This is a genomic window from Pantoea sp. SYBGC1, assembly GCF_057197005.1.
Map to the genome: position 1 here is coordinate 1,128,371 of NZ_JBXUNM010000001.1, position 21,939 is coordinate 1,150,309.

At 60.9% G+C, this 21,939-nt stretch carries 20 protein-coding genes; 7 read left to right on the forward strand and 13 right to left on the reverse strand.

What is annotated here, in order from left to right:
* Positions 1-225: 225 nt before the first annotated feature.
* From dedD to AC2CF9_RS05245, 8 genes are all read right to left on the reverse strand, one after another.
* Positions 226-987: a cell division protein DedD gene (gene dedD, locus AC2CF9_RS05210; RefSeq protein ID WP_484556399.1), complete on the reverse strand. Its 762-nt coding sequence runs from the start codon at positions 985-987 to the stop codon at positions 226-228.
* Complete coding sequence (gene folC / locus AC2CF9_RS05215; RefSeq protein WP_484556400.1) at positions 977-2,245, reverse strand: bifunctional tetrahydrofolate synthase/dihydrofolate synthase; 1,269 nt, start codon at positions 2,243-2,245, stop codon at positions 977-979. Before folC ends, dedD begins: the two co-directional genes overlap by 11 nt.
* Positions 2,246-2,415: 170 nt before the next feature.
* Positions 2,416-3,324 carry an acetyl-CoA carboxylase, carboxyltransferase subunit beta gene (accD, locus tag AC2CF9_RS05220; protein WP_150016545.1) on the reverse strand — a complete coding sequence of 303 codons (909 nt, stop codon included), beginning with the start codon at positions 3,322-3,324 and terminating at the stop codon, positions 2,416-2,418.
* Positions 3,325-3,456: 132 nt separating this feature from the next.
* Complete coding sequence (locus AC2CF9_RS05225) at positions 3,457-4,119, reverse strand: DedA family protein (protein WP_039379114.1); 663 nt, start codon at positions 4,117-4,119, stop codon at positions 3,457-3,459.
* Between the two features lie 34 nt (positions 4,120-4,153).
* Positions 4,154-4,960 (reverse strand): tRNA pseudouridine(38-40) synthase TruA, encoded by an 807-nt coding sequence (gene truA, locus AC2CF9_RS05230; RefSeq protein WP_484556401.1) that lies wholly within the window; start codon positions 4,958-4,960, stop codon positions 4,154-4,156.
* Entirely contained in the window at positions 4,960-5,970 is a 1,011-nt protein-coding gene (locus AC2CF9_RS05235; protein ID WP_484556402.1) for an aspartate-semialdehyde dehydrogenase, read from the reverse strand. Before AC2CF9_RS05235 ends, truA begins: the two co-directional genes overlap by 1 nt.
* A 92-nt stretch (positions 5,971-6,062) precedes the next feature.
* The gene (gene pdxB, locus AC2CF9_RS05240) at positions 6,063-7,214 is read right to left on the reverse strand and encodes a 4-phosphoerythronate dehydrogenase PdxB (protein ID WP_484556403.1); all 1,152 of its coding nucleotides are present in this window, start codon (positions 7,212-7,214) and stop codon (positions 6,063-6,065) included.
* Positions 7,215-7,271: 57 nt separating this feature from the next.
* Positions 7,272-8,045, reverse strand: a complete 774-nt coding sequence (locus AC2CF9_RS05245) for an AraC family transcriptional regulator (RefSeq protein WP_150016550.1) — start codon at positions 8,043-8,045, stop codon at positions 7,272-7,274.
* 93 nt (positions 8,046-8,138) lie between these two features.
* Here AC2CF9_RS05245 and AC2CF9_RS05250 point away from each other — a divergent pair, with 93 nt between their 5' ends.
* Positions 8,139-9,029, forward strand: coding sequence for a DMT family transporter (locus tag AC2CF9_RS05250; protein WP_484556404.1), 891 nt, complete (start codon positions 8,139-8,141; stop codon positions 9,027-9,029).
* Here AC2CF9_RS05250 and AC2CF9_RS05255 read toward each other — a convergent pair.
* Together AC2CF9_RS05255 and tctD are read right to left on the reverse strand one after the other, a co-directional pair.
* Positions 9,016-10,392: a sensor histidine kinase gene (locus tag AC2CF9_RS05255; protein ID WP_484556405.1), complete on the reverse strand. Its 1,377-nt coding sequence runs from the start codon at positions 10,390-10,392 to the stop codon at positions 9,016-9,018. The two genes, AC2CF9_RS05250 and AC2CF9_RS05255, sit on opposite strands and share 14 nt — an antisense overlap.
* Positions 10,383-11,054, reverse strand: coding sequence for a transcriptional regulator TctD (tctD, locus tag AC2CF9_RS05260; RefSeq protein ID WP_150016553.1), 672 nt, complete (start codon positions 11,052-11,054; stop codon positions 10,383-10,385). Before tctD ends, AC2CF9_RS05255 begins: the two co-directional genes overlap by 10 nt.
* A gap of 120 nt (positions 11,055-11,174) precedes the next feature.
* Here tctD and AC2CF9_RS05265 point away from each other — a divergent pair, with 120 nt between their 5' ends.
* From AC2CF9_RS05265 to flk, 4 genes are all read left to right on the forward strand, one after another.
* Positions 11,175-12,152: a Bug family tripartite tricarboxylate transporter substrate binding protein gene (locus tag AC2CF9_RS05265; RefSeq protein WP_108569497.1), complete on the forward strand. Its 978-nt coding sequence runs from the start codon at positions 11,175-11,177 to the stop codon at positions 12,150-12,152.
* 11 nt (positions 12,153-12,163) lie between these two features.
* Positions 12,164-12,595: a tripartite tricarboxylate transporter TctB family protein gene (locus AC2CF9_RS05270; protein ID WP_150016554.1), complete on the forward strand. Its 432-nt coding sequence runs from the start codon at positions 12,164-12,166 to the stop codon at positions 12,593-12,595.
* Between the two features lie 12 nt (positions 12,596-12,607).
* The gene (locus AC2CF9_RS05275) at positions 12,608-14,116 is read left to right on the forward strand and encodes a tripartite tricarboxylate transporter permease (RefSeq protein WP_484556406.1); all 1,509 of its coding nucleotides are present in this window, start codon (positions 12,608-12,610) and stop codon (positions 14,114-14,116) included.
* 119 nt (positions 14,117-14,235) lie between these two features.
* A complete protein-coding gene (gene flk / locus AC2CF9_RS05280) occupies positions 14,236-15,267 on the forward strand; it encodes a flagella biosynthesis regulator Flk (protein WP_484556407.1) in 1,032 nt (343 codons plus the stop codon).
* A 1-nt stretch (position 15,268) separates the two neighbouring features.
* Here the strand turns inward: flk and AC2CF9_RS05285 are convergent, their stop codons facing one another.
* Positions 15,269-15,712: a rhodanese-like domain-containing protein gene (locus tag AC2CF9_RS05285; protein ID WP_150016557.1), complete on the reverse strand. Its 444-nt coding sequence runs from the start codon at positions 15,710-15,712 to the stop codon at positions 15,269-15,271.
* 86 nt (positions 15,713-15,798) lie between these two features.
* Between AC2CF9_RS05285 and pdxR the strand changes: the two genes are divergently transcribed.
* The gene (pdxR, locus tag AC2CF9_RS05290; protein ID WP_484556408.1) at positions 15,799-17,235 is read left to right on the forward strand and encodes a MocR-like pyridoxine biosynthesis transcription factor PdxR; all 1,437 of its coding nucleotides are present in this window, start codon (positions 15,799-15,801) and stop codon (positions 17,233-17,235) included.
* Here pdxR and AC2CF9_RS05295 read toward each other — a convergent pair.
* Positions 17,198-18,370: an arabinose transporter gene (locus tag AC2CF9_RS05295; protein ID WP_484556409.1), complete on the reverse strand. Its 1,173-nt coding sequence runs from the start codon at positions 18,368-18,370 to the stop codon at positions 17,198-17,200. The two genes, pdxR and AC2CF9_RS05295, sit on opposite strands and share 38 nt — an antisense overlap.
* A 164-nt stretch (positions 18,371-18,534) precedes the next feature.
* Complete coding sequence (fabB, locus tag AC2CF9_RS05300; protein ID WP_071668065.1) at positions 18,535-19,755, reverse strand: beta-ketoacyl-ACP synthase I; 1,221 nt, start codon at positions 19,753-19,755, stop codon at positions 18,535-18,537.
* A 156-nt stretch (positions 19,756-19,911) separates the two neighbouring features.
* On the opposite strand from fabB, the gene mnmC reads away from it, so the two are divergent.
* Entirely contained in the window at positions 19,912-21,924 is a 2,013-nt protein-coding gene (gene mnmC, locus AC2CF9_RS05305) for a bifunctional tRNA (5-methylaminomethyl-2-thiouridine)(34)-methyltransferase MnmC2/FAD-dependent 5-carboxymethylaminomethyl-2-thiouridine(34) oxidoreductase MnmC1 (RefSeq protein WP_484556410.1), read from the forward strand.
* Positions 21,925-21,939: the final 15 nt, after the last annotated feature.

The following is a 21,939-nucleotide window of genomic DNA, read 5'->3' on the forward strand; positions in this document are numbered from 1 at the left end:
CACCCCTGCATCCAGTTCGGGGCGCATTCTAACAGAAAAAGAAAACGTTTGCGTAGCCTTTTCCCGTTCGCGGTGATGAAAAAGGGCGAGGAAAAATAATTCCTTCGCCCGTTACTATCAGCAATATTTAACTAGCTGATTTTAATGTTAATTAACGGCTTCAATCCGGCATTCACGCGCTATAAGCCACGCCTGTTACTGCTATCGGCGTGGCTTATCAGCCTCTCAGCGCACGCTATAGGGTTTCACCACGCCGCCCAGTCCGGAAACGCTCTGCAGCTCGCTCAGCGAACTCTGCAGCTTCGCTTTAGAGGCGTCAGGTCCGACGTAGATACGGGTAATTTGTCCCTGTACCGGCGATGACGGCACGGTAAAGGCGCGGTAGCCAGAGAGCCGCAGCTTCGCCACAATCTCGTCCACTTTCGCAGCGTTCTTCAGTGCGCCAAGCTGTACCACATACGCCTGCCCGGCCGGCGCGCTGGCTGGCTTCGGCGTTTCTGCCGGCTTGCTCTGCTCCGCTGCTTTTGGCTGCTCTGCGGGTTTTGGCGTCTCCACCGGCTTCGGCTTCGGTTGCTCTGCCGGCTTCGGCCTGCTCTGCTCGGTGGTTTTAGGTTTCGTCTGCTCAGCCGCTTTCTGCTGGGTTTTGGGCTGCGTCTGCTGATGCACCGCCGGTGGCGTGACGACGCTCGGCTGGCTGTTCTGCACCGGCTGCGCGCTGCCGCTGACGGCCGGATTTTGCGCGGCCTGAGTGGTCGCTGACTGCTGCGCAGCACCGGCGCCTTCCGGCGGCTGCGACGGCAGCGGCTGCGTGACCGGCGGCACCATTTCGCTATCCTGCTGATCGTCAGGCTTCGGCACCAGCGGAATCGCTGCAAACTCTTCCTTGTAATGCTTTTTCTTACCGTCCAGCAGGCCCGGCAGCACAATGACGCCAATCGCCACCAGGATCACCGTGCCCACTAACCGATTTTGAAACTTACTCGCCACTGCCGTTCTCCGCTGCCATCGATTCCATAACCTGTGCTACGGTGTGAAATGACCCACACACCAGAATCACATCCTGCTGACTGGCCTGCGCACGCGCCGCCCGCCACGCCGCATCGACGCTGTCATATGCCGTCCCGCTCTCCAGATGCGTAAGCAGCTCCTCTGCTGATGCGCCACGCGGACCTGCCAGCGGCGCGCAGTACCAGTGCGTCACCTGCGGCGCCAGCGCAGCGAGCGTACCGGCAATATCTTTGTCGTGCAGCATACCCGCTACCGCATGAACCGTTCCGCCCGCGGGCAGCGCCGCCAGGCGCGACGCCAGCCAGGCAGCGGCGTGCGGGTTGTGCGCAACGTCCAGAATCACCTGCGGCGCATGGCTTATGGTCTGGAAACGCCCTGCCAGTACCGCCTGCGGCAGATGCGCGCGGATAATGGCGTCAGGCACCTGCAGACCCGACACGCGTAACGCAGCCAGCGCCGTGGCCGCATTCGGCAGCGGCACCTGCGGCAGCGGCAGATCGCGCAGATCACCCTGCGCATCCTGCAGCATCCAGCTATCACTACCGCCCTGCCACTGCCAGTCGCGATTGACCTGATGCAGCACGGCACCGGTCTCTGCGGCCACCGCAGCGATGCTTGCCGGCATCTCCGCTTCGCCCACCACGGCAGGTTTACCGGCGCGGAAAATACCCGCTTTTTCCCGCCCGATACTCTCGCGGTCGGGGCCAAGCCAGTCTGTGTGATCGAGTGCGATACTGGTGATCACCGCCACATCGCTGGCAACAATGTTGGTGGCATCAAGACGGCCACCCAGTCCGACTTCGAGGATCACCACGTCAAGATTCGCCTGGCGGAACAGATTAAGCGCAGAGAGCGTGCCAAATTCAAAATAGGTGAGCGAGGTATCACCACGCCCCGCCTCAATTTCAGCAAAGCTGGCGCTGTGCTGCGCCTCCGGCAGCTCCGCGCCCTGCACGCGCACGCGCTCGGTGTAGCGTACCAGATGCGGCGAACTGTAGACGCCCGTGCGGTAGCCTGCTGCCATCAGCAGCGTTTCCAGGGTGCGGCAGGTGGTGCCTTTGCCGTTGGTGCCGGCGACGGTAAAGATAAAGGGAGCGGGTTTCAGCAGGTCAAGCTGCGCGGCAACGCGCTGAATACGATCCAGACCCAGTTCAATCGCCTGTGAGTGAAGATGCTCAAGATAGTGAAGCCACGTGGCCAGCGGCGACGTGCCCTGAGGAGGCTGATGCGTGTTCATGAGTCCCGTCTGTTGCGTAGTACAGCTCATCGTTCAGCGCAGCGGCGGAAAGAGGGGCCTGCGCGCGGCTGATGGCTATCAACAGGCAGAAACCGGCACGGCTGCTCACTGAAAATGGGATGTACGGAATGAAAGTAAAAAGGCGCATCGCTGCGCCTTTCGGTTGCCTGTCAGGCGTCGTTGCTTTCTGGTTCCACCGCCACCGGCGGCTCGCCATCCAGCTGCGGAGCCGGCAGGTTCATCATTTTTGCCAGCAGGCTCGCCAGCTTAAAGCGCATTTCCGGACGACGGATGATCATGTCGATCGCGCCTTTTTCAATCAGGAACTCACTGCGCTGGAAGCCCGGCGGCAGCTTTTCACGTACCGTCTGCTCAATCACGCGTGGACCGGCAAAACCGATCAGCGCTTTTGGCTCCGCCACGTTGAGATCGCCCAGCATCGCAAAGCTGGCAGAAACGCCACCCATGGTCGGGTCAGTCAGCACGGAGATATAAGGCAGACCGCGCTCCTGCATTTTCGCCAGTGCCGCACTGGTTTTTGCCATCTGCATCAGCGACTGCAGCGCTTCCTGCATACGCGCACCGCCGCTGGCCGAGAAGCAGATCAGCGGGCAGTTATCTTCCAGCGCCTGCTCTACGGCACGCACAAAGCGCGCGCCCACGACTGAGCCCATCGAGCCGCCCATAAAGGCAAACTCAAACGCCGCCGCCACAACCGGCATGCCGTGCAGCTGGCCTTTCATGACGATCAGCGCATCTTTTTCGCCGGTGTCTTTCTGGGCCGCTACCAGACGATCCTTATACTTTTTGGAGTCGCGGAACTTGAGCAGATCTTTTGGCTCCAGCTCGCTTCCCAGCTCAACCATCGATCCTTCATCCATCAGGCTATGCAGACGCTCGCGCGCGTGCATACGCATATGGTGGTCGCACTTCGGGCAGACCTCAAGGTTGCGCTCCAGCTCGGCGCGGTAGAGCACCTGACCACAGCTGTCGCACTTGGTCCACACCCCTTCCGGGATGCTGGCTTTGCGCGTAGGCGTCGTGGTGCTTTTATTCAGTATGCGTTCAATCCAGCTCATTGATGACCTTTCTGTTTAATGCTGACCTGGTCCAGTCTTTTCGTTACTGCTGAAATCACCTTCAGCAGGCCGTAAATGTCGCTCATTAAACCACAACCTGTTCACGCTGTGGATAAAAATCTGGTGACGGGCTTACTGCGATTTCTGCTGACGCGCCTGACGGCGATGACGCCATACTTCAATCACGCCTGGCAGTATCGATACCACGATAATGCCGACAATCAGCAGCTTGAGGTTCTCCTGCACCACCGGCAGATCGCCAAACAGATAGCCGGCATAGGAGAACAGCAGTACCCACAACAGCGCGCCCGTAACGTTGAAGAGCGCAAAGTGGCGATAGGACATGTGCCCCATACCCGCCACGAAGGGGGCAAAGGTTCGCACGATTGGCACAAAGCGCGCAAGTATAATGGTTTTACCGCCGTGGCGATCGTAGAACGCATGGGTTTTATCGAGATAGCTGCGGCGGAAGATTTTAGACTGCGGATTACTGAACAGCTTCTCACCAAACAGGCGGCCAATGGTGTAGTTCACCGCATCGCCGAGAATGGCAGCGATAACCAGCAGCGTGACCATCAGATGTACGTTTAAGTCGTTGCCCGGTAAAGCAGCAAGCGCGCCTGCCACAAACAGCAGCGAGTCACCCGGCAGGAATGGCGTCACCACCAGACCGGTCTCGCAAAACAGGATCAGAAACAGGATGGCGTAGATCCAGATGCCATACTGCGCCACCAGTTCGGCCAGGTGCACATCAATGTGCAGAATAAAATCGACAACAAAATGGATAAACTCCATACCAGCTAACTCCCTGACACCCTACTGTTAAAAATTAATCTGCGAGGAACAGTGGTCCCGGCGCAGGCTGAGGTAACGCAAAATGCGACGGGTAATCCACCGCCACCAGGTATAACCCTTCCGCTTTCGCGGTTGCCGCTGCCAGCGTGCGATCTTTCGCCGCCAGCAGATCCGCTATCCAGCTTTCCGGCTGATTGCCATTGCCGACTTCTATCAGGCTGCCGACGATGTTACGCACCATATGATGCACGAAGGCGTTAGCTTTGATATCGACAATGACAAATGCCCCCTGACGTATGACGTTCAGATGGATCACGTTACGCCACGGCGTACGCGACTGGCACTGAACGGCACGAAATGAGGTGAAATCGTTCTCACCCAGCAGATGCTGGCCGGCACGCTGCATTTTTTCGGCGTCCAGCGGATGGTAGTAGTGCGTCAGCCCGTTGCCGAGAATAGCCGGGCGCAGCCGCTGATTATAAATCACGTAGCGATAGCGCCGCGCGGTCGCGCTGAAGCGCGCGTGAAAGCTCTCCGGCACCGCTTTTACCCAGCGTACGGCGATATCGTCCGGCAGATTGGCATTGACGCCCAGCGTCCAGGCGCTGTCGGCGCGCCGGGAGGTGGTTTCAAAATGCACCACCTGACCGGTGCCGTGTACGCCTGCGTCTGTCCGTCCGGCACAAAACACGCTGACGTCATGGTTCGCCACTTTTGCCAGCGCTTTCTCCAGCTTTTCCTGTACGCTGCGAACGTCATTTTGCCGCTGCCAGCCATAATAGCGGCTGCCGTCATACTCAATGCCCAGCGCCAGCTTCAGGGTTGTCGCCTCCGCCTGCATCAGTAGAAATACTCCTGCACCAGCTTCTCCGCCGTTTTCACTGCCATCAGCGCGCCACCGAAGCGCACGTTATCCGCCACCGACCAGAACTGCAGCAGTTCCGGAATGCCGTAGTCGTTACGCAGACTGCCGATGCTTAGCACTTCATTACCTGAGGCGTCGCCCACCTGCGTCGGATAATCACCCTCTTCACTCAGGCTGATATCTTCCGCACGCGCCAGTTCGTCACGCGCCTCTTCGGCGGAGAGCGGACGCAGATTTTCCACATAGACGATCTGCGCATTGCCATAAAACACCGGCGCCTGCACGCTGCTGACGGCAATCGGCAGTCCCTCATCCTGCAGCACTTTACGGACCTGCTCCACGACGCGACGCTCGCTTGCCACGCTGCCGCTGCTGTCCGCCTGCTGCGGCAGCAGGTTAAACGCCAGCTGACGACCAAAATAGTGCTCGTCAGGGGGAATGCCATTCAGCAGACGCGCGCTCTCACCGGCCAGACCATCCACCGCGGCTTTGCCCTGGCTGGATACCGACAGCAGGTTGGTCACCTGAATACGGCTCAGCCCGGCGGTTTCAACCAGCGGCTTAATCGCGCATAACAGCTGGCTTACCAGCGCATCCGCCACGCTGATGATATTACGGTTACGGTAGTCCGCCAGGACCTGCGGGTTCACATCCGGCACCACCAGCGGGACATCCGGCTCCAGCGCGAACAGATCGCTGCTGTCGATCACCAGGCATCCCTGGCTCGCCGCCTCTTCTGCGTAGCGGGCTGACGCCTCGCGACCGGCGGCGAAAAACGCCAGCTGCGCCTGGGTCCAGTCAAACTCAGCCGCATCCTCTACGCGCAGCGAGCGGCCGGCAAAACGCAGCGTTTCACCCGCGCTGTTTTCGCTTGCCAGCAGATGGATCTCACCAACCGGGAACTGGCGCTCCGCCAGCAGTTCCAGTACAGCGTTTCCTGTGGCGCCTGTTGCGCCCAGTAGCGCAATATTCCAGCCGTCAGACATGTTGGTTTACTCCAGACAATGACATAAAAACAGAAGGCGGTAATGATACCGCCTCATAATTCAGATTCGTTCCCGCTGTGCGCCGTAACGCATCATTCCGGGAAGGAAGAGGGTTTTGGCAGCCGGCTGACGCGAAAGCCCAGCTGCTTCAGCATGCTGGCACTGGCGGCGCTGTCGCAGATCACCTCCAGTGAAGACCACTCGCGGCGCTCCTTATACTGCCGGCGCAGCCGATCAAACTCGCCCGGCTGGCCTGCGGCTTTACGCAGCGGCGCGTCGTCGCGGCGCACATCATACACCAGGTGTGCCAGACGTTTCAGCGTTGCCTGATCGAGTTCGCCATGCAGCGTAATGCTGCTGAACTCCGGCTGGGGCAGCAGACTCTCCAGCGCCACCTGCTGCGGCTGACCGATAAAGGCGCTCCAGGCTTCAAAGACCTGCGTTGTGCCGCGCGCTTTGCCCTCCAGCGTATAGCCCGCGATATGGGCGGTGGCGATATCCACGCGCGCCAGCAGGTCAAGACTGAGATCGGGTTCGGGCTCCCATACATCCAGCACCACGCGCAGATCGCCGCGCATTTTCAGCACTTCCAGCAGCGCGATATTGTCGACCACCGGACCGCGGCAGGCGTTGATCAAAATAGTGTCAGGCCGCAGCGCCATCAGCAGCGCCGCATCCGCCAGGTGCCAGCTTTTATAACGCCCCTCTTTGTTGAGCGGCGTATGAAACGTCAGAATATCCGCCTGTGCCACCAGGGTTTCCAGCGAATGAAACGGTCCGGTATCGCCGCGATCGGCACGCGGCGGATCGCACAGCAGCGTTTTGACGCCCCAGGCTTCCAGCCGCGCCTGCAGACGGCTGCCAACGTTACCGACGCCCACGATGCCCACGGTGCGATCGCGCAGCGCGAACCCGTCGCGTTCAGCCAGCAGCAGCAGCGCAGAGAAGACATACTCCACCACCGCGATAGCGTTACAGCCGGGTGCGGCAGAGAAGCCGATACCGGCCGCCTGCAGCGAGGGCTGATCCACATGATCGGTGCCGGCTGTGGCGGTGCCGACAAATTTTACCGGCGTATCCGCCAGCAGCGCCGCATTGACCCGGGTGACCGAGCGCACCATCAGCGCGCTTGCATCGCGCAGCTCCGCTTCAGGCAGCGGACGGCCCGGTACGGCAACCACCTCACCGGTGCGGCTGAAGAGTTCACGGGCATAAGGCATGTTTTCATCAACGAGAATTTTCACGGCGGTGGTCCTGTCTGCGGGAAATGAACGCCGGCTAGTGTGCCACAAAGGTGCCGGTTAGCCTAACCGGTTGCGATAGCGTTCCGGAGAGGTGCCCGCCTGTTGCTGAAACATAACAATAAGCGCTGAGGCGGAGCTATAGCCGAGTTCATGAGCGATAGCCTGCACGCTCTTGCCCTGCTCCAGCAGCGCAAGCGTGCGCAGAAAACGCAGCCGCTGCCGCCACTCGCTAAAGGACATTTTCAGCTGCTGCTGGCAGCGCCGCGCCAGCGTACGTTCTGTGGTAAACACGCGCTGCGCCCACTGCGTCAGCGTGGTGTTGTCACCGGGATTGGCCTCCAGCGCACGCAGTATCGGTGCAAGAAACTTATCATCTGAGGCGGGCAGATAGCTGGTATGCGCGGGTGCCTGGCGCAGGCGATCCAGCAGCACGTCGCACAGGCGCCACTCCGCCTCGCTCTGCGGCTGCGCCAGCGCGCGCTGCGCGAACTCATTCATAATCGCATGCGTTATCGCATCCGCCGTCAGCAGGCAGGCGCGCGCTGGCAGACCGTGACAAAGCTCTGCTGCCAGATTCAGGGTACGAAACTGTGCCTGGCAGTGGTTATAGCTGCTGTGTCGCTGGCCGGGAGGGATCCATACCGGCATCTCAGCCGGTGCCAGCAGGCGCTCGCCTTCGATGTCCAGCTCCAGCACGTGGCGGGTAACAAAAATCGCCTGGCCCCACGCATGCTGATGCGGCAGATATTCGGTGCGCGCATGCGTCTGTTCATAACGCATAAAGATGCGCGGCGCGTCAGCGGGCGGGCAATAGGCAACCTGAATAGTCATTCTGTCCGGTCATTAACAAATTTTGTCCGATTTTAACTATCTGCTTTAAACCGGTCAAACGTATGCTGGCGGCACTTTTTTACGGAGCCTGTTATGAATCTGCTGTTCCCCCTCATTGCGGTGCTGATCTGGTCAGTCAACACCATCGTCAGCAAACTTTCGGCTGACGCGATCGATCCCGCCGCTATCTCATTTTATCGCTGGCTGCTGGCGCTGCTGGTGCTGACACCGTTCTGCCTGCCCGGTGTATGGCGGCATCGGCGCACTATAAAAGGCCACCTCGGCCAGCTGCTGCTGCTGGGGCTGCTTGGCATGGTGCTCTATCAGAGCCTTGCCTACTATGCGGCGCATAGCGTGTCGGCGGTGATGATGGGCATACTCGGCGCCACCATTCCGCTGCTGACGATTCTGCTCAGCCTGCTGGTGCTGCGTCTGGCCCCCACGCGCGGTATTCTGCTGGGCAGTGTTCTCTCGTTTACCGGTCTGGTCTGGCTGGTCAGCGGCGGCAACCCGGCTCAGCTGCTGGCGCAGCGTCCCGGTAATGGCGAAGTGATGATGCTGGCGGCCTCCACCTCTTATGCGCTCTATGGCGTGCTGACCAAACGCTGGGCGATCCCGCTCCCCACCTGGCAGAGCCTTTATGTGCAGATTTTCTTTGGCGTCATGCTGCTGCTGCCGGGCTTTTTGCTGGCCCCGGAAGTGGCGCTGACGCAGCAGAACCTGCCGCTGGTGCTGTTCGCCGGCCTGTTTGCTTCGATCGTAGCGCCCTTTTTGTGGATCCTTGGCGTGCAGCGGCTGGGTGCCAGCACCACCAGTATCTTTATGAACGTGGTGCCGGTATTCACGGCGCTGATTGCGGTGCTGTTTCTGCATGAGCAGCTGCACAGCTACCACTGGATTGGCGGCGGTATTACGCTTACCGGCGTGATGCTGGCGCAGCGGCTGAAAACGCCGCTGCGCCGGACGGCGATCAGGGAAAGCTGACGGTGACCCGCAGCCCGCCCAGCTGCGGGCTGCGATCGAGCCGCAGCCGCGCATCGTGCCAGGCGCAGATATCCTTCACCAGCGCCAGCCCGATTCCGGCACCAGGCTGGCCGCTGTGATCGAGACGCGTAAACGGCTGGAGCGCCTGCTGCTGCTGCCCGGCCTCTATACCGGGGCCGCTATCTTCAATTTCCAGCTGCCGCTCCTGCAGCCGCGCTGTTACCGTTCCCTGCGCCGGCGTATATTTAATCGCATTATCCAGCAGGTTGGCGCACAGTTCAGCCAGCAGCAGCGCATCTCCCTGTACGCGACACGTCTCTTCGCCTTCAAAGCCTAAATCGATCTGCTTGTGTCGCGCGGCGGTATAGCCGCTCAGGCACGCCTGCTGCACAATCTGGCTGAGGTCAACGCGGGTAAAGGGTTTATCTTCGCCGTGCCGTGCCTTGATTTGCGCCAGCTGCAGCAGCCGGTCGGTAAGCTGTACGGTATCGTTGAGCGTGTGGCGCATACCCTGCAGGCTCTCGCGCCACTGCTGCGGATCGTCGCTGCTGAGCGCCACGCTGACCTGAGTTTTTAAAATTGTCAGCGGCGTGCGCAGCTGGTGCGATACATCGGCGCTAAAGCGCTCCTGCCGCGCCAGCAGCCCGCGCAGCCGTTCCAGATGACGGTTAAACGCTACAATCAGCGGCTGCAGCTCTGACCACGGCACCAGCGAAGGCAGCGGCGTCAGTTCCCCCGGCGCGCGGCGCAGCATAATCCGCGACAGCCGGCGCAGTGGCCGCAGCACCCGGCGCAGCAGCATCCCCGCCAGCAGCAGCGTGATCAGCACCAGAAAGCTCTGGCTTATCAGCGCGGTACGCAGCAGGCTGTCGGCAAAGGCGTGCCGTGAGTTCAGCGTCTCCGCCACCAGCACCAGTGCCATGCCCTCTACCCCCTCTTCATTCACCGGCTGCCACAGCGCCGCCACGCGAATGGGCTGCCTGCGGTAGTGCGCGTCATAAAAGTGCACCAGCGCCGGGTAAGCCTCAGAGAGCGGCGCGTTACGCGGCAGCAGCGGCAAATCGGGATAGCCGGAGAGGGTATTTCCCTGCGGTGAAATAACCTGGTAGAAGAGCTGATCGTTCATATTGCGTTCAAAGCTGTCCAGCACCACCCAGGGCACATCCACTTCGAGATGGCGCTGGCGCACCGCCAGTCTTTCCGCCACGGTGCGCGCTGACGCCAGCAGCGAGCGGTCATAGGCCTGATTCGCTGCCTGCAGCGCGCTCTGATAATGGGTATAGACCGACAGCGCCCACAGCAGCAGCAGCGGTGCGCCCAGCCACAGCAGCAGTTCACCGCGCAGCGAGTGCATCAGCCGCACGGCTGCTGCTCCAGGCTGTAGCCGAGCCCGCGCAGCGTCACAATCGCCACATCGCTGCCGGAGAGCTTTTTACGCACCCGATGCACATAGAGCTCAATGCTCTCCGGACTGGCGTCGTCGGCCAGCGTAAATGTCTGCTCATAAAGATGCTGGCGCGATACCGGTCGTCCCGGCCGCTGCATCAGCGTGGAGAGCACGCTCGATTCGCGCGGCGTCAGCGACAGCGGCTTGTGATTCAGCAGGAAATAGCCTTCGCTGTCGCGCTCCAGCTGTCCGAGCCGCTGGGTCTGCGCCGTCTGGCCGTGGCTGCGGCGCAGCAGCGCGCGCAGCCGCGCATCCAGTTCATCCAGCTCAAACGGCTTGGTCAGGTAGTCATCGGCGCCGCCGTTTAAGCCCTGCACCCGCTGCGCCAGGGTACTTTGCGCCGTTAGCAGCAGCACCGGTACGTTCTGTCCGCGTTTGCGCAGCCGCGCCAGTACCGCCAGGCCATCCAGCCGCGGCAGCGAGACATCAAGCACCACCAGCGCGTAGTCCTCACTCTGCAGTATATGATCGGCGGCCAGCCCGTCGGCGACCCAGTCGACGGCAAACCCTTTTTGCGTGAGCGCCTTTTGCAGCCACGTGGCCAGTTCAGTGGTGTCTTCCACCAGTAAGAGACGCATATCACATCCTGTCATTTTTGCTGATGGCTGAAAGGTAAATGAAAGGTTACCGGTTTAACAATTCAGCAACCGAAAATGTTCGGTAGCAATCACAATCTGGAAGAATGACTGGAGCGAACCATGAAAAAAACAGGCTTTCTCATCCTCGCCACCTCCCTGCTGGCTTTTTCAGTGTCTTCGGCGCTGGCAGAGGCGCCAAAGCGCCCTGAGTGTATCGCCCCGGCTAAACCCGGCGGCGGTTTTGACCTCACCTGTAAGCTGATTCAGGTTTCCATGCAGGAGACCGGCCAGCTCACCTCACCCATGCGCGTGACCTACATGCCAGGCGGCGTAGGCGCGGTTGCCTATAACGCCATCATCGCGCAGCGCCCGGCCGAAGCGGGTACGCTGGTAGCCTTCTCCGGCGGGTCGCTGCTTAATCTGTCACAGGGCAAGTTTGGCCGCTATTCGGTCGACGACGTGAAGTGGCTGGCCGCCGTCGGCACGGATTACGGCATGGTGGCGGTACGTGCCGACGCGCCGTGGAAAACGCTGGGTGAGCTGATGGAGGCGATGAAAAACGATCCTAATAAAGTTGTGGTCGGCGCCGGGGCATCTATCGGTAGCCAGGACTGGATGAAAACCGCCCTGCTGGCGCGCGAAGCCGGTATCGATCCGCGCAAAATGCGCTATGTCGCGTTTGAAGGCGGCGGCGAGCCGGTGACCGCGCTGCTTGGCAACCATATCCAGGTAGTATCCGGTGATATGAGTGAAATGGTGCCGCACCTGCAGGGCGGTAAAATGCGCGTGCTGGCGGTGATGAGCGACAAGCGCCTGCCGGGCGAACTGGCCGATATCCCCACCGCTAAAGAGCAGGGGTATAACGTCGAATGGCCGGTGATTCGCGGCTATTACCTGGGTCCTAAAGTCAGCGATGCGGAGTACCAGTGGTGGGAAGATTCGTTTAAAAAACTGGTTACCACCAAAGAGTTCCAGCAGCAGCGCGACGCACGCGGCCTGTTTGAGTTCAACATGTTTGGCAGCGAGCTGGATGCTTATGTGAAAAAGCAGGTTGCTGACTATCGTGAGAAAGCGAAATCGTTCGGGCTGGCGAAATAGCGGAGGCAATGATGAGCGATCGTATTTTTGCCGTTGTCTGGCTGGCGCTCTGTATTGCCGGACTGTTTATCGGCTGGCAGATCCAGAGTGAATATAGCTATGAGCCGGTCGGTCCGCGCCCTTTCCCGATGCTGCTGCTTGGGCTAATGGCAATCTGCGCCGTCATGATGCTGCTGCGCAAGCCTGACGTCATACAGTGGCCCTCAGCCACCACGTTAAAAAAACTGGTTGTCCTGTGTATTTTGCTGATGGCGTATGGCTGGCAGTTTGAAAACCTGGGCTTTCCAATCTGCACCACCCTGCTGACCTTTGGCATCGGCCTGCTGTTTGGCGCGCGCTGGTGGGCAGCAGCGATCTCTGGCGTGGTGATGGGCGTGGCGCTATTTTACGCCTTCGACCGGCTGCTTGACGTAACGCTGCCGATGGGCAGCTGGCTGAGTTAACAGGAGTCAATAATGGATACCTGGTCTTTTCTGATGCAGGGCTTCGCCGTCGCTATGACGCCGGAGAACCTGATGATCGCCCTGATCGGCTGCTTTATCGGCACCATTGTCGGCTTGCTGCCGGGACTGGGACCGATCAACGGCGTGGCGATCCTGATGCCGCTGGCGTTTGCTCTGCACCTGCCGGCTGAATCAGCGCTGATCCTGCTGGCAACCGTCTATATCGGCTGCGAATATGGCGGACGTATCTCCTCTATCCTGCTGAACGTGCCGGGTGACGCTGGCGCGATTATGACCGCGCTGGATGGCTATCCGATGGCGCAGCAGGGCAAAGCGGGCGTGGCGCTCTCTATCTCGGCCGTCAGCTCATTTGTCGGCTCCACCATCGCCATCCTCGGCATTATCCTGTTCGCACCGATTCTGGCTAACTGGTCGCTGGCGTTTGGGCCGGCAGAATATTTTGCCCTGATGGTATTTGCCATCGCCTGCCTCGGCAGCATGATGAGCCACAACCCGCTGAAATCGTTCCTGGCCGCGCTGATAGGTCTGAGTATGGCTACCGTGGGCGTGGATGCGAATACCGGCGTTTATCGTTTTACCTTCGACAGCGTACACCTCTCCGATGGCATTCAGTTTGTTGTGGTGGTAATTGGCCTGTTCTCGGTCAGTGAGATTTTACTGATGCTGGAGTCGACCAGCGGCGGTCAGAAAGTCGTACGCGCCAGTGGCCGCATGATGTTCAACATGAAAGAAGCAGCCCAGGCGACCGGCGCCACGCTGCGCTCCTCCTTCATCGGCTTTTTTGTCGGCGTACTGCCGGGTGCGGGTGCCACTATCGCCAGCGCCATCGCCTATATGAGCGAGAAGAAGATCAGCGGCAGCGACCAGTTCGGCAAGGGTGATATCCGCGGCGTGGCGGCGCCGGAAGCCGCGAACAACGCCTCGGCGTGCGGCTCATTTATCCCGATGCTGACGCTGGGTATTCCGGGCTCTGGTACCACGGCGGTGATGGTGGGCGCGCTGACGCTCTATAACATCACGCCGGGTCCGGCGATGTTCATCGAACAGCCTGATATTGTCTGGGGACTGATTGCCGCGCTGCTGATCGGCAACGTGATGCTGCTGATCATGAATATCCCGATGATCAATATCTTTGCCCGTATGCTGACCATCCCGCTCTGGTTTCTGGTGCCCGCGATCGCCGCCATTTCCGCCGTCGGCGTGTATGCGGTGCACAGCACAACCTTCGACCTGCTGCTGATGGTGGGGTTAGGCATCTTCGGCTTTATCCTGCGCAAGATGGATTTCCCGATGTCGCCGCTGATCCTCGGCTTTGTACTGGGCGAAATGCTGGAGCAGAACCTGCGCCGTGCGCTCTCAATCAGTAACGGCAATCTGCCTATTCTGTGGGAGAGTCTCATCTGCAAAGTGCTGCTGGTGCTGGCGGTCGCGGTGCTGGTGGTGCCATTCGTCTGGAAACGCTGGCGTCGCAGCCGCTTCAGAGCGGCAGAGGCGGAATAAATCCGGATCTTCTCGCTTTTCTGATACCAGCCCCCGTGGATTTCCCGGGGGCTTTTGCTATCATATGCCCCTCTTTTTCCGGCGCACCCGGATCTGACTCGTTTTTCAAGGATTCCGCCATGCAACCTCTCAGCGGTCCCGGTGTGCCCGCGGGCGATCGTTCTGCGCTTACCGGTGCTTCCGGCCCGGCACGCCCCGGCGGCCCGGCTGGCGAACAGCCTCTCTCTCCGGCGCAGCGCACTACGCTGGAACGGCTCATTGTACGCATTATGTCTCTCAGCACTCTGAAAGCGCCTGAGCTCTGGGCGGGCGTACGTCATGAGGTGGGTGTTAAGAGCGATGCTGACTTTCAGTCGCGCCATTTTCCGGCTGCCGAGCAGCACCTCAATCGTCGCCTGAGTCAGGTGCAGGACAGTCACGCCACGCGCCAGCTGCTTCAGCAGCTGCAGGATAAGCTGCCGCAGGGTAACAACCGTCAGGCGGTAAGCGACTTTATCCGCCAGCAGTTTAACCAGACGGTGCTGAGTGCGCTGAGTCAGGATCAGCTGCGTCAGGTGCTGACCATGCTGCAGAGCGGCCAGATGGCGATTCCGCAGCCGCAGCAGAGCCGCAGTACCGATCGCACGCTGCTGCCGGCAGAGCAGCAGGCGCTGAATCAGCAGGTGACGCGGCTGGCGGCCACGACCGGCGAGTCACCGGTAAAACTGCTGACCGACGCGCTGAAACTGGTGAATCTTAAAAGCGGCGATCCGGTGCCGTCGCGGCACTTCCCGTTGCTGACGCAGTATCTGCAGGTGCGTCAGACGCTGGGACAGCACACCGCACCCACGCTGCAGCTGCTGGAAAGCTCGCTGAAGCAGCCGCTGAATCGTGATGAACAGCAGCTGCTGCAGGATTACAGCCAGCAGCGTTTTCAGGCGACGCCGCAAACCGTGCTGACCGCTGCGCAGTGTCAGGATCTGCTGAATCAGCTTTTCAGCCGCCGGGCTGAGCGCGGTGAAACGCTGCCGCTGACGGATAGCATGCGCCAGCCACAACCTATCTGGGCACCGTTTACAGAGATCCTGCCGCGCCCGCTGGCACAGCGTCCGGCGCTGTCGCTGATAATCGCGGTGTTTGTGGTGCTGTTTCTGCTCTGGCTGCTGGCCTGAGTCAGCAGCCGCACCCGGCCGCAGCGCTGTGCTGTGGCCACTCTCCCGCAGCGGTTCCCCACGCCAGCGGATGCCCGTCGCGCTTCCAGAAATCCAGCCCGCCAATAAGCTCCTTAACCTGAAACCCCAGCGCTGCCAGTTTCAGCGCCGCTTTGGTTGAACCATTGCAGCCGATGCCATCGCAGTAGGTGATATAGACCTTGCTGCGATCGAGCGTCGCCGTACTCTGCGCACTGATAGTAGAGTGCGGAAACGAACGCGCGCCGCAGATATGTCCTGCAGCATAGTTTTCGGGGCTGCGGGCATCAAAAACGACAATGGCACATTCGCCGCGTGCCAGGTCTTCTGCCAGATCCCAGGCATCGGTGTAATAGCTCAGCTTATGCTGCAGATAGGCGTGACTCTCTTCCGCACTGGCGGCGGGATAATGTAAGACAGCGGACATACTCTTCTCCTGTTGCGATGTACACCCACTTTACGGCAAATTGGTCTCTGTAATGAGACCCTTTCTGTCAGAGTAATAAGACCATTATGTATCAGGAACTGGCTACGCTTTTTCAGCAGCAGGCGCAGGGTGGACGACGCGAGCGCCTCTGCCGCGCCCTGCGGCAGGCGATTGTCAGCGGTCAGCTGCGCCACGGTGAGAAGCTTCCCTCCAGCCGTCAGCTGGCCGCAGAGCTGTCAGTCGCGCGCGTAACCGCGGAAGCAGCCTATGCGCAGCTGGAGAGCGAAGGTTATCTGCAGCGCCATACCGGACGCGGTACTTTTGTCGCGATTACGCTGGCTCCGCCGCCAGAGACGCCGTCAACCCGCCCGGCACCGCACTTCTCGCAGCGTGGCCTGCAGCTGCTGGCGACCGGCGGCTGTCAGGATCCGCCCTTTCCCGCCGCGTTTGCCGCCGGATCGCCCGATTTACGGGCTTTTCCGCATACACAGTGGCGGCGCATCAGTAGCAGCGTGCAGCGCCGGCTCGGCAGCCGCGTGATGGGCTACGGCGATCCGCTCGGCTACCTGCCGCTGCGCGAGGCGGTCTCGGAGTATCTGAGCCTGTCGCGCGGTATGCGCTGTCGTCCGGAACAGGTCATCATCCTGACCAGTTCTCAGCAGGCGCTGCAGCTGCTGGCGCTGCTGCTACTGGATCCGGATGATGAGGTCTGGCTGGAAGATCCCGGCTATCCGGGGGCGCGTAACGCCTTTCTTGCCGCAGGCGCGCACTGCCGTGCGATGCCGCTGGATGAACAGGGTGCGGTGCCGCTCTCCGGTCGCGCCCGGCTGGTTTACCTGACGCCAGGGCATCACTATCCAACCGGTTTAGCGATGAGCCTGGCGCGGCGGCTGCAGTGGCTGGCGTGGGCGCAGCAGCATAACAGCTGGCTGATTGAAGATGATTACGACAGCGAATTTCATTACGGTGAGCGGCCTGCCCCGGCGCTGCAGGGCATGGCGCGCGACAGCAGGGTCATATCGATAGGGACATTTTCCAAAACCCTGTTTCCTTCCCTGCGACTGGCGTGGATGGTGGTACCACCGCAGCTGACTGAGCCGCTGGGTCGGGCGCGCAGCGTGCTGGACGGACATAGCGCGCTGCTGCCGCAGGCTATCACCGCTGAATTTCTGCAGCAGGGCCATTTTGCCAGCCATCTGCGGCTGATGCGGCAGCTCTATCACTACCGGCGCGACCGGCTTCTGGAAGAGGTTCATAGCCGTATGCAGCCGTGGCTGCGCCCGCTCCCGGCAAACGGTGGTCTGCAGCTGGCCGTCTCGCTGCTGCAGGGCAGCGAGGCAGCGCTGACGCAGCGGGCCGCGGCTGCGGGTCTGCTGCTGCCGCCTCTCTCACCGCTCTGCCATACGGCTGCACCGCAGCCCGGCTGGCTGCTCGGTTTTGCAGCGCTGACGCCGGCTGAGATTGCCAGCGCCTGCGATAAGCTGGTTACGCTGCTGGCGCGCGAAGCACGCAGCACCAGGTGATGACGGAGCCAGCCACGGCGCAGAGCGCGCCCGCCAGATAGACGGCGCCATAGCCAGACGCCGTCGCCAGCAGTCCGGTTAGCGGGCCGCTGATCCCATAGGCGATATCCTGAAAGGCAGAAAATGCGCCCAGTGCGGTACCGCGTATCTGCGGCGCGACGCGACGCACCACTTCAACCCCCAGCGACGGAAAGATCAGCGAGCAGCCACAGCCGGTGAGGGCCGCCCCCGCCAGCGCCAGCCACCCTGAGGTGGCAACGGCAAGCAGCAGCAGACCCAGCGCTTCCACCAGCAGTGATACCAGTGCGACCCGGCTCCCGCCATAGCGATCCGGCAGATGACCAAACAGGATCCGCACTCCGGTAAAAGCGCAGCCAAAGGCGGTGAGGGCGAAGCCGGCGTGTCCCCACGCCTGCGCAGCAAAATAGAGCGAGGTAAAGGTGCCGATTACGGCGAAACCGGCGCCCTGCAGCGCCAGCACCAGCCCAGGCGAAAAAATGGCGCTGATAACGCTCCACAGCGATGGCCGCGTGCCGCCGGCAACCGGCACCGCGCGGATCCAGCCGTTAACCAGCAGAGCCAGCAGCGGCAGCAGCAGCGCCGCGCCGCTGATAGCCAGCAGCCCGCCATGCTGATACATCAGCACGCCCAGCGGAGCGCCTGCCGCCAGCGCGCCATAAATCGCCATTCCGTTCCAGGACATGACCAGACCCGATCGCCTGGCTCCCGCCAGCCCCAGCCCCCAGGTGAGGTTACCGGTCAGCAGCAGGCTTTCCCCTGCGCCCAGCAGCAGACGCGCCACTATCAGCAGCATAAAGCGCACGCCGGGTGCGACCGGCAGCAGCACGGCGGCGGCATAAGCAGCCCCTGTCAGCGCAATCGTCAGCATACCGAAGCGGGTGGTAGCGCGTGCTCCCTGCTGATCCGCACGCCGGCCGGCAAAACCGCGCGTTAACAGGGTAGCAATAAACTGACTGCCGGTTGCAATGCCCACCATCAGGTTACTCATGCCCAGCTCCTGATGCACATACAGCGGGATCACCGGCAGTGCCAGCCCGGCGGTCAGATAGCTGAGAAACACGGCAAATGAGGTACAGGCGAGCGGCAATACGGACGCGTGAGCGTGAGCGGTCATGTTTGCGCACTCCTTGTCAGCGACGATAGCGCAGGGAAATTATTCAGGAGTGTATGCAGGTAAAAGCGGGGTTGTCAAAACGGCTCAGGCTGAGCAGAGAAAGTCAGGCTGCCATAACGGCAGCCTGTAATATTCCGTCAGGGGATGACGGGACGCGGGCAGATTTAGCCCTGGTATTTACGCATGGTCAGCGTGGCGTTGGTACCGCCAAAGCCGAAGCTGTTGGACATGACCGTGGTCAGCGCTTTTTCCGTTGGCTGCGTCACGATGTTCATGCCTGCTGCGGCCTCATCCAGATCGTCGATGTTGATGCTCGGCGCGATAAAGCTATGCTCCAGCATCAGCAGGGTGTAGATCGCTTCCTGCACGCCCGCAGCACCCAGAGAGTGACCGGTCATGGCTTTGGTCGCTGAAATGTACGGGGTGTTGTCACCAAACACTTCACGGATTGCGCCCAGCTCTTTCACATCGCCAACCGGCGTGGAGGTGCCGTGCGTGTTCAGGTAGTCGATCGGTGCATCGAGGCCCTGCATCGCCATCTTCATGCAGCGCACCGCGCCTTCACCTGACGGTGCAACCATGTCAGCGCCATCAGACGTTGCGCCGTAGCCAACAATCTCAGCATAGATATGCGCACCACGTGCCAGCGCATGCTCCAGCTCTTCAACCACAACCATGCCACCGCCGCCGGCGATGACAAAACCGTCACGGTTAGCATCATAGGTGCGTGATGCTTTCTCAGGCGCATCGTTATATTTGGTCGAGAGTGCGCCCATCGCGTCAAACTCGCAGGACATTTCCCAGGTCAGCTCTTCACCGCCACCGGCAAAGACCACATCCTGTTTGCCCAGCTGAATCTGCTCAACGGCGTTGCCGATGCAGTGTGCTGAGGTAGCACAGGCGGAGCTGATGGAGTAGTTCACGCCGTGAATTTTAAACGGGGTCGCGAGGCAGGCAGATACACCTGAGGCCATCGCTTTGGTCACAACATAGGGACCCACGCCTTTCAGGCCGCGCGGGCCGCGCATAGCGTCAGCACCGAACACCTGATAGCGCGGTGAACCACCGCCGGAACCGGCGATCAGACCCACGCGCGGGTTGTTCTGATACTGCTCGTCAGTCAGGCCTGAATCTTTAACCGCTTCCGCCATAGAAAGATAGGCGTAAATAGAGGCATCACTCATGAAACGCACGATTTTGCGATCGATGAGCCCGTTGGTATCCAGTTTGACGTTGCCCCACACGTGGCTGCGCATACCGGCTTCTTTCATCTCTTCGGAGAAAGTGATACCGGAACGGCCTTCACGCAGAGAAGCCAGCACTTCCTGCTGGTTATTACCAATGCTGGAAACGATACCCAGGCCAGTAATCACTGCACGTTTCATTCAATAGTCCTCATTCCACATCTTTTTGGATTGACGTGCACTCTAGCGTACAGTTGTACGCCGAACAAGTCCGATCAGCCATTTCCTTTTGTAAATTTGCGTCATGTGATGCCACTCGCTAAAATCGCGCCACTGCCTGAAAAATGAGCCTTTCCCGTGAAATTATCCCCGGTTGAACACGCGCAATTAACCTGGAACGATCAGGGTACACCTGTTTCCCGAGCGTTCGACGATGTCTACTTCTCTAACGATAATGGACTGGAAGAGACCCGCTATGTGTTTCTCGGCGGTAATCAGCTGCCGCAGCGTTTCAGCACGCATACGCGCGATCTGTTTATTGTGGCGGAGAGCGGCTTTGGCACCGGTCTGAACTTTCTCACGTTATGGCAGGCGTTCGATCAGTTTCGCGCGCAGCAGCCTGAGGCTGCGCTGCAGCGGCTGCACTTTATCAGCTGTGAAAAGTATCCGCTGACGCAGGCCGATCTCGCTGCCGCGCAGGCGCGCTGGCCGGAGCTGGCGCCGTGGGCAACGCAGCTGCAGCAGCAGTGGCCGTCGGCGCTGCCCGGCTGTCAGCGGCTGCTGTTTGACGGTGGCCGGGTCACGCTTGATCTCTGGTTTGGCGACATTAATACGCTGATAACAGAGTTTGATGAGAGCCTGCAGGGCCAGGTTGACGCCTGGTTTCTGGACGGGTTTGCGCCGGCTAAAAACCCGGATATGTGGACCCCGGCGCTGTTCAGCGCTCTGGCGCGGCTGGCGCGCGCCGGAGGAACGCTGGCGACCTTTACCGCTGCGGGCTTTGTCAGGCGTGGCCTGCAGGAAGCGGGATTCACCATCAGTAAACGTAAAGGCTTTGCGCATAAGCGCGAAATGCTGACCGGCACGCTGGCACATGCGGTGCCGCTGCCAGCCGTGCAGCCGTGGTATGCGCGGCCTGCAGCAGCGGGCCAGGATGTCGCCATCATTGGCGGCGGCGTCGCCAGTGCGCTGCTGGCGCTGGCATTACTGCGCCGCGGCTGGCGCGTGACGCTCTACTGCGCCGATGAGGCCCCGGCACTGGGTGCATCCGGCAATCGTCAGGCAGCGCTCTACCCCTTACTGAACCAGCACGATCCCGCGCTGGCGCAGTTTTTCCCCGCCGCTTTCAGCTTCGCGCGTCGTCTTTACGATAGCCTGCCGGAGCGTGCTGAACAGAGCTGGTGCGGGGTGCTGCAGCTGGCCTGGGATGAAAAAAGCGCCGATAAGATTGCGCAGATGCTGGCCCTGGCGCTGCCGGCGGATATCGCTTACGGCGTCTCACCGGCCGAGGCGGAGCAGCTGGCGGGCGTTGCGCTGGGTATGGGCGGCATCTGCTATCCGCGTGGCGGATGGATCTCTCCTTCCCAGCTTACCAGCAACCTGCTGGATCAGGCGCAGACGCAGGGCCTGCACCCGCACTGGCTGCACCGGGTTACGCAGCTGGCGCCGCATGAAAACGGCTGGACGCTGCACTTTTCCGACCGGGCCGCCGTGCAGCATCAGAATGTCGTACTGGCCAACGGGCATGCGCTGCGGACGCTGGAGCAGAGCCAGGATCTGCCGGTCTACCCGGTCGCCGGGCAGGTAAGCCATGCGCTCTCCTCCGCCGCGCTGGCAAACCTGCAGAGCGTGCTCTGTTACGATGGCTATCTGACACCCGTCAGCCCGACGTTTGGCACCCACTGCATCGGCGCCAGCTATCATCGCGGTGATACCGCAACTGCTTTCCGTGCCGACGATCAGCAGAGCAATCGTCAGCGTCTGATGGCGTGCCTGCCGCAGGCCGCCTGGCCGCAGCAGGTTGATCTCAGTGATAACGAGGCGCGGGTGGGCGTGCGCTGCGCCACGCGCGATCATCTGCCGATGAGCGGCAGCCTGCCGGACTACGCTGCCACGCTGGCGCAGTATGCTGACCTGCCGGGACAGCGCGCCCGCGGAGAGAAGATTGCTGAAGCCCCGCACTATAACGGGCTGTTTGTGCTGGGCGCACTGGGATCGCGCGGGCTCTGCAGCGCGCCGCTGGCAGCTGAAGTGCTGGCGGCACAAATGAGCGGTGAGCCGCAGCCGCTTGATGCCGCAACGCTGGCGGCGCTGAATCCGAACCGCTACTGGGTGCGTAAATTGCTGAAGGGAAAAAAAGCGGGACGCTGAGAGCCGGGGCGAAAA

Bases quoted from the DNA above. Each gene is read 5' to 3' on its own strand.
- flk (WP_484556407.1), top strand. From the start codon at position 14,236: ATGCAACCTCTCAGCGGTCCCGGTGTGCCCGCGGGCGATCGTTCTGCG.
- AC2CF9_RS05275 (WP_484556406.1), top strand. From the start codon at position 12,608: ATGGATACCTGGTCTTTTCTGATGCAGGGCTTCGCCGTCGCTATGACG.
- accD (WP_150016545.1), bottom strand. From the start codon at position 3,324: ATGAGCTGGATTGAACGCATACTGAATAAAAGCACCACGACGCCTACG.
- AC2CF9_RS05235 (WP_484556402.1), bottom strand. From the start codon at position 5,970: ATGTCTGACGGCTGGAATATTGCGCTACTGGGCGCAACAGGCGCCACA.
- pdxR (WP_484556408.1), top strand. From the start codon at position 15,799: ATGTATCAGGAACTGGCTACGCTTTTTCAGCAGCAGGCGCAGGGTGGA.
- AC2CF9_RS05285 (WP_150016557.1), bottom strand. From the start codon at position 15,712: ATGTCCGCTGTCTTACATTATCCCGCCGCCAGTGCGGAAGAGAGTCAC.
- fabB (WP_071668065.1), bottom strand. From the start codon at position 19,755: ATGAAACGTGCAGTGATTACTGGCCTGGGTATCGTTTCCAGCATTGGT.
- AC2CF9_RS05250 (WP_484556404.1), top strand. From the start codon at position 8,139: ATGAATCTGCTGTTCCCCCTCATTGCGGTGCTGATCTGGTCAGTCAAC.
- AC2CF9_RS05270 (WP_150016554.1), top strand. From the start codon at position 12,164: ATGAGCGATCGTATTTTTGCCGTTGTCTGGCTGGCGCTCTGTATTGCC.
- AC2CF9_RS05225 (WP_039379114.1), bottom strand. From the start codon at position 4,119: ATGGAGTTTATCCATTTTGTTGTCGATTTTATTCTGCACATTGATGTG.
- AC2CF9_RS05245 (WP_150016550.1), bottom strand. From the start codon at position 8,045: ATGACTATTCAGGTTGCCTATTGCCCGCCCGCTGACGCGCCGCGCATC.
- AC2CF9_RS05295 (WP_484556409.1), bottom strand. From the start codon at position 18,370: ATGACCGCTCACGCTCACGCGTCCGTATTGCCGCTCGCCTGTACCTCA.
- folC (WP_484556400.1), bottom strand. From the start codon at position 2,245: ATGAACACGCATCAGCCTCCTCAGGGCACGTCGCCGCTGGCCACGTGG.
- truA (WP_484556401.1), bottom strand. From the start codon at position 4,960: ATGCAGGCGGAGGCGACAACCCTGAAGCTGGCGCTGGGCATTGAGTAT.
- AC2CF9_RS05265 (WP_108569497.1), top strand. From the start codon at position 11,175: ATGAAAAAAACAGGCTTTCTCATCCTCGCCACCTCCCTGCTGGCTTTT.
- tctD (WP_150016553.1), bottom strand. From the start codon at position 11,054: ATGCGTCTCTTACTGGTGGAAGACACCACTGAACTGGCCACGTGGCTG.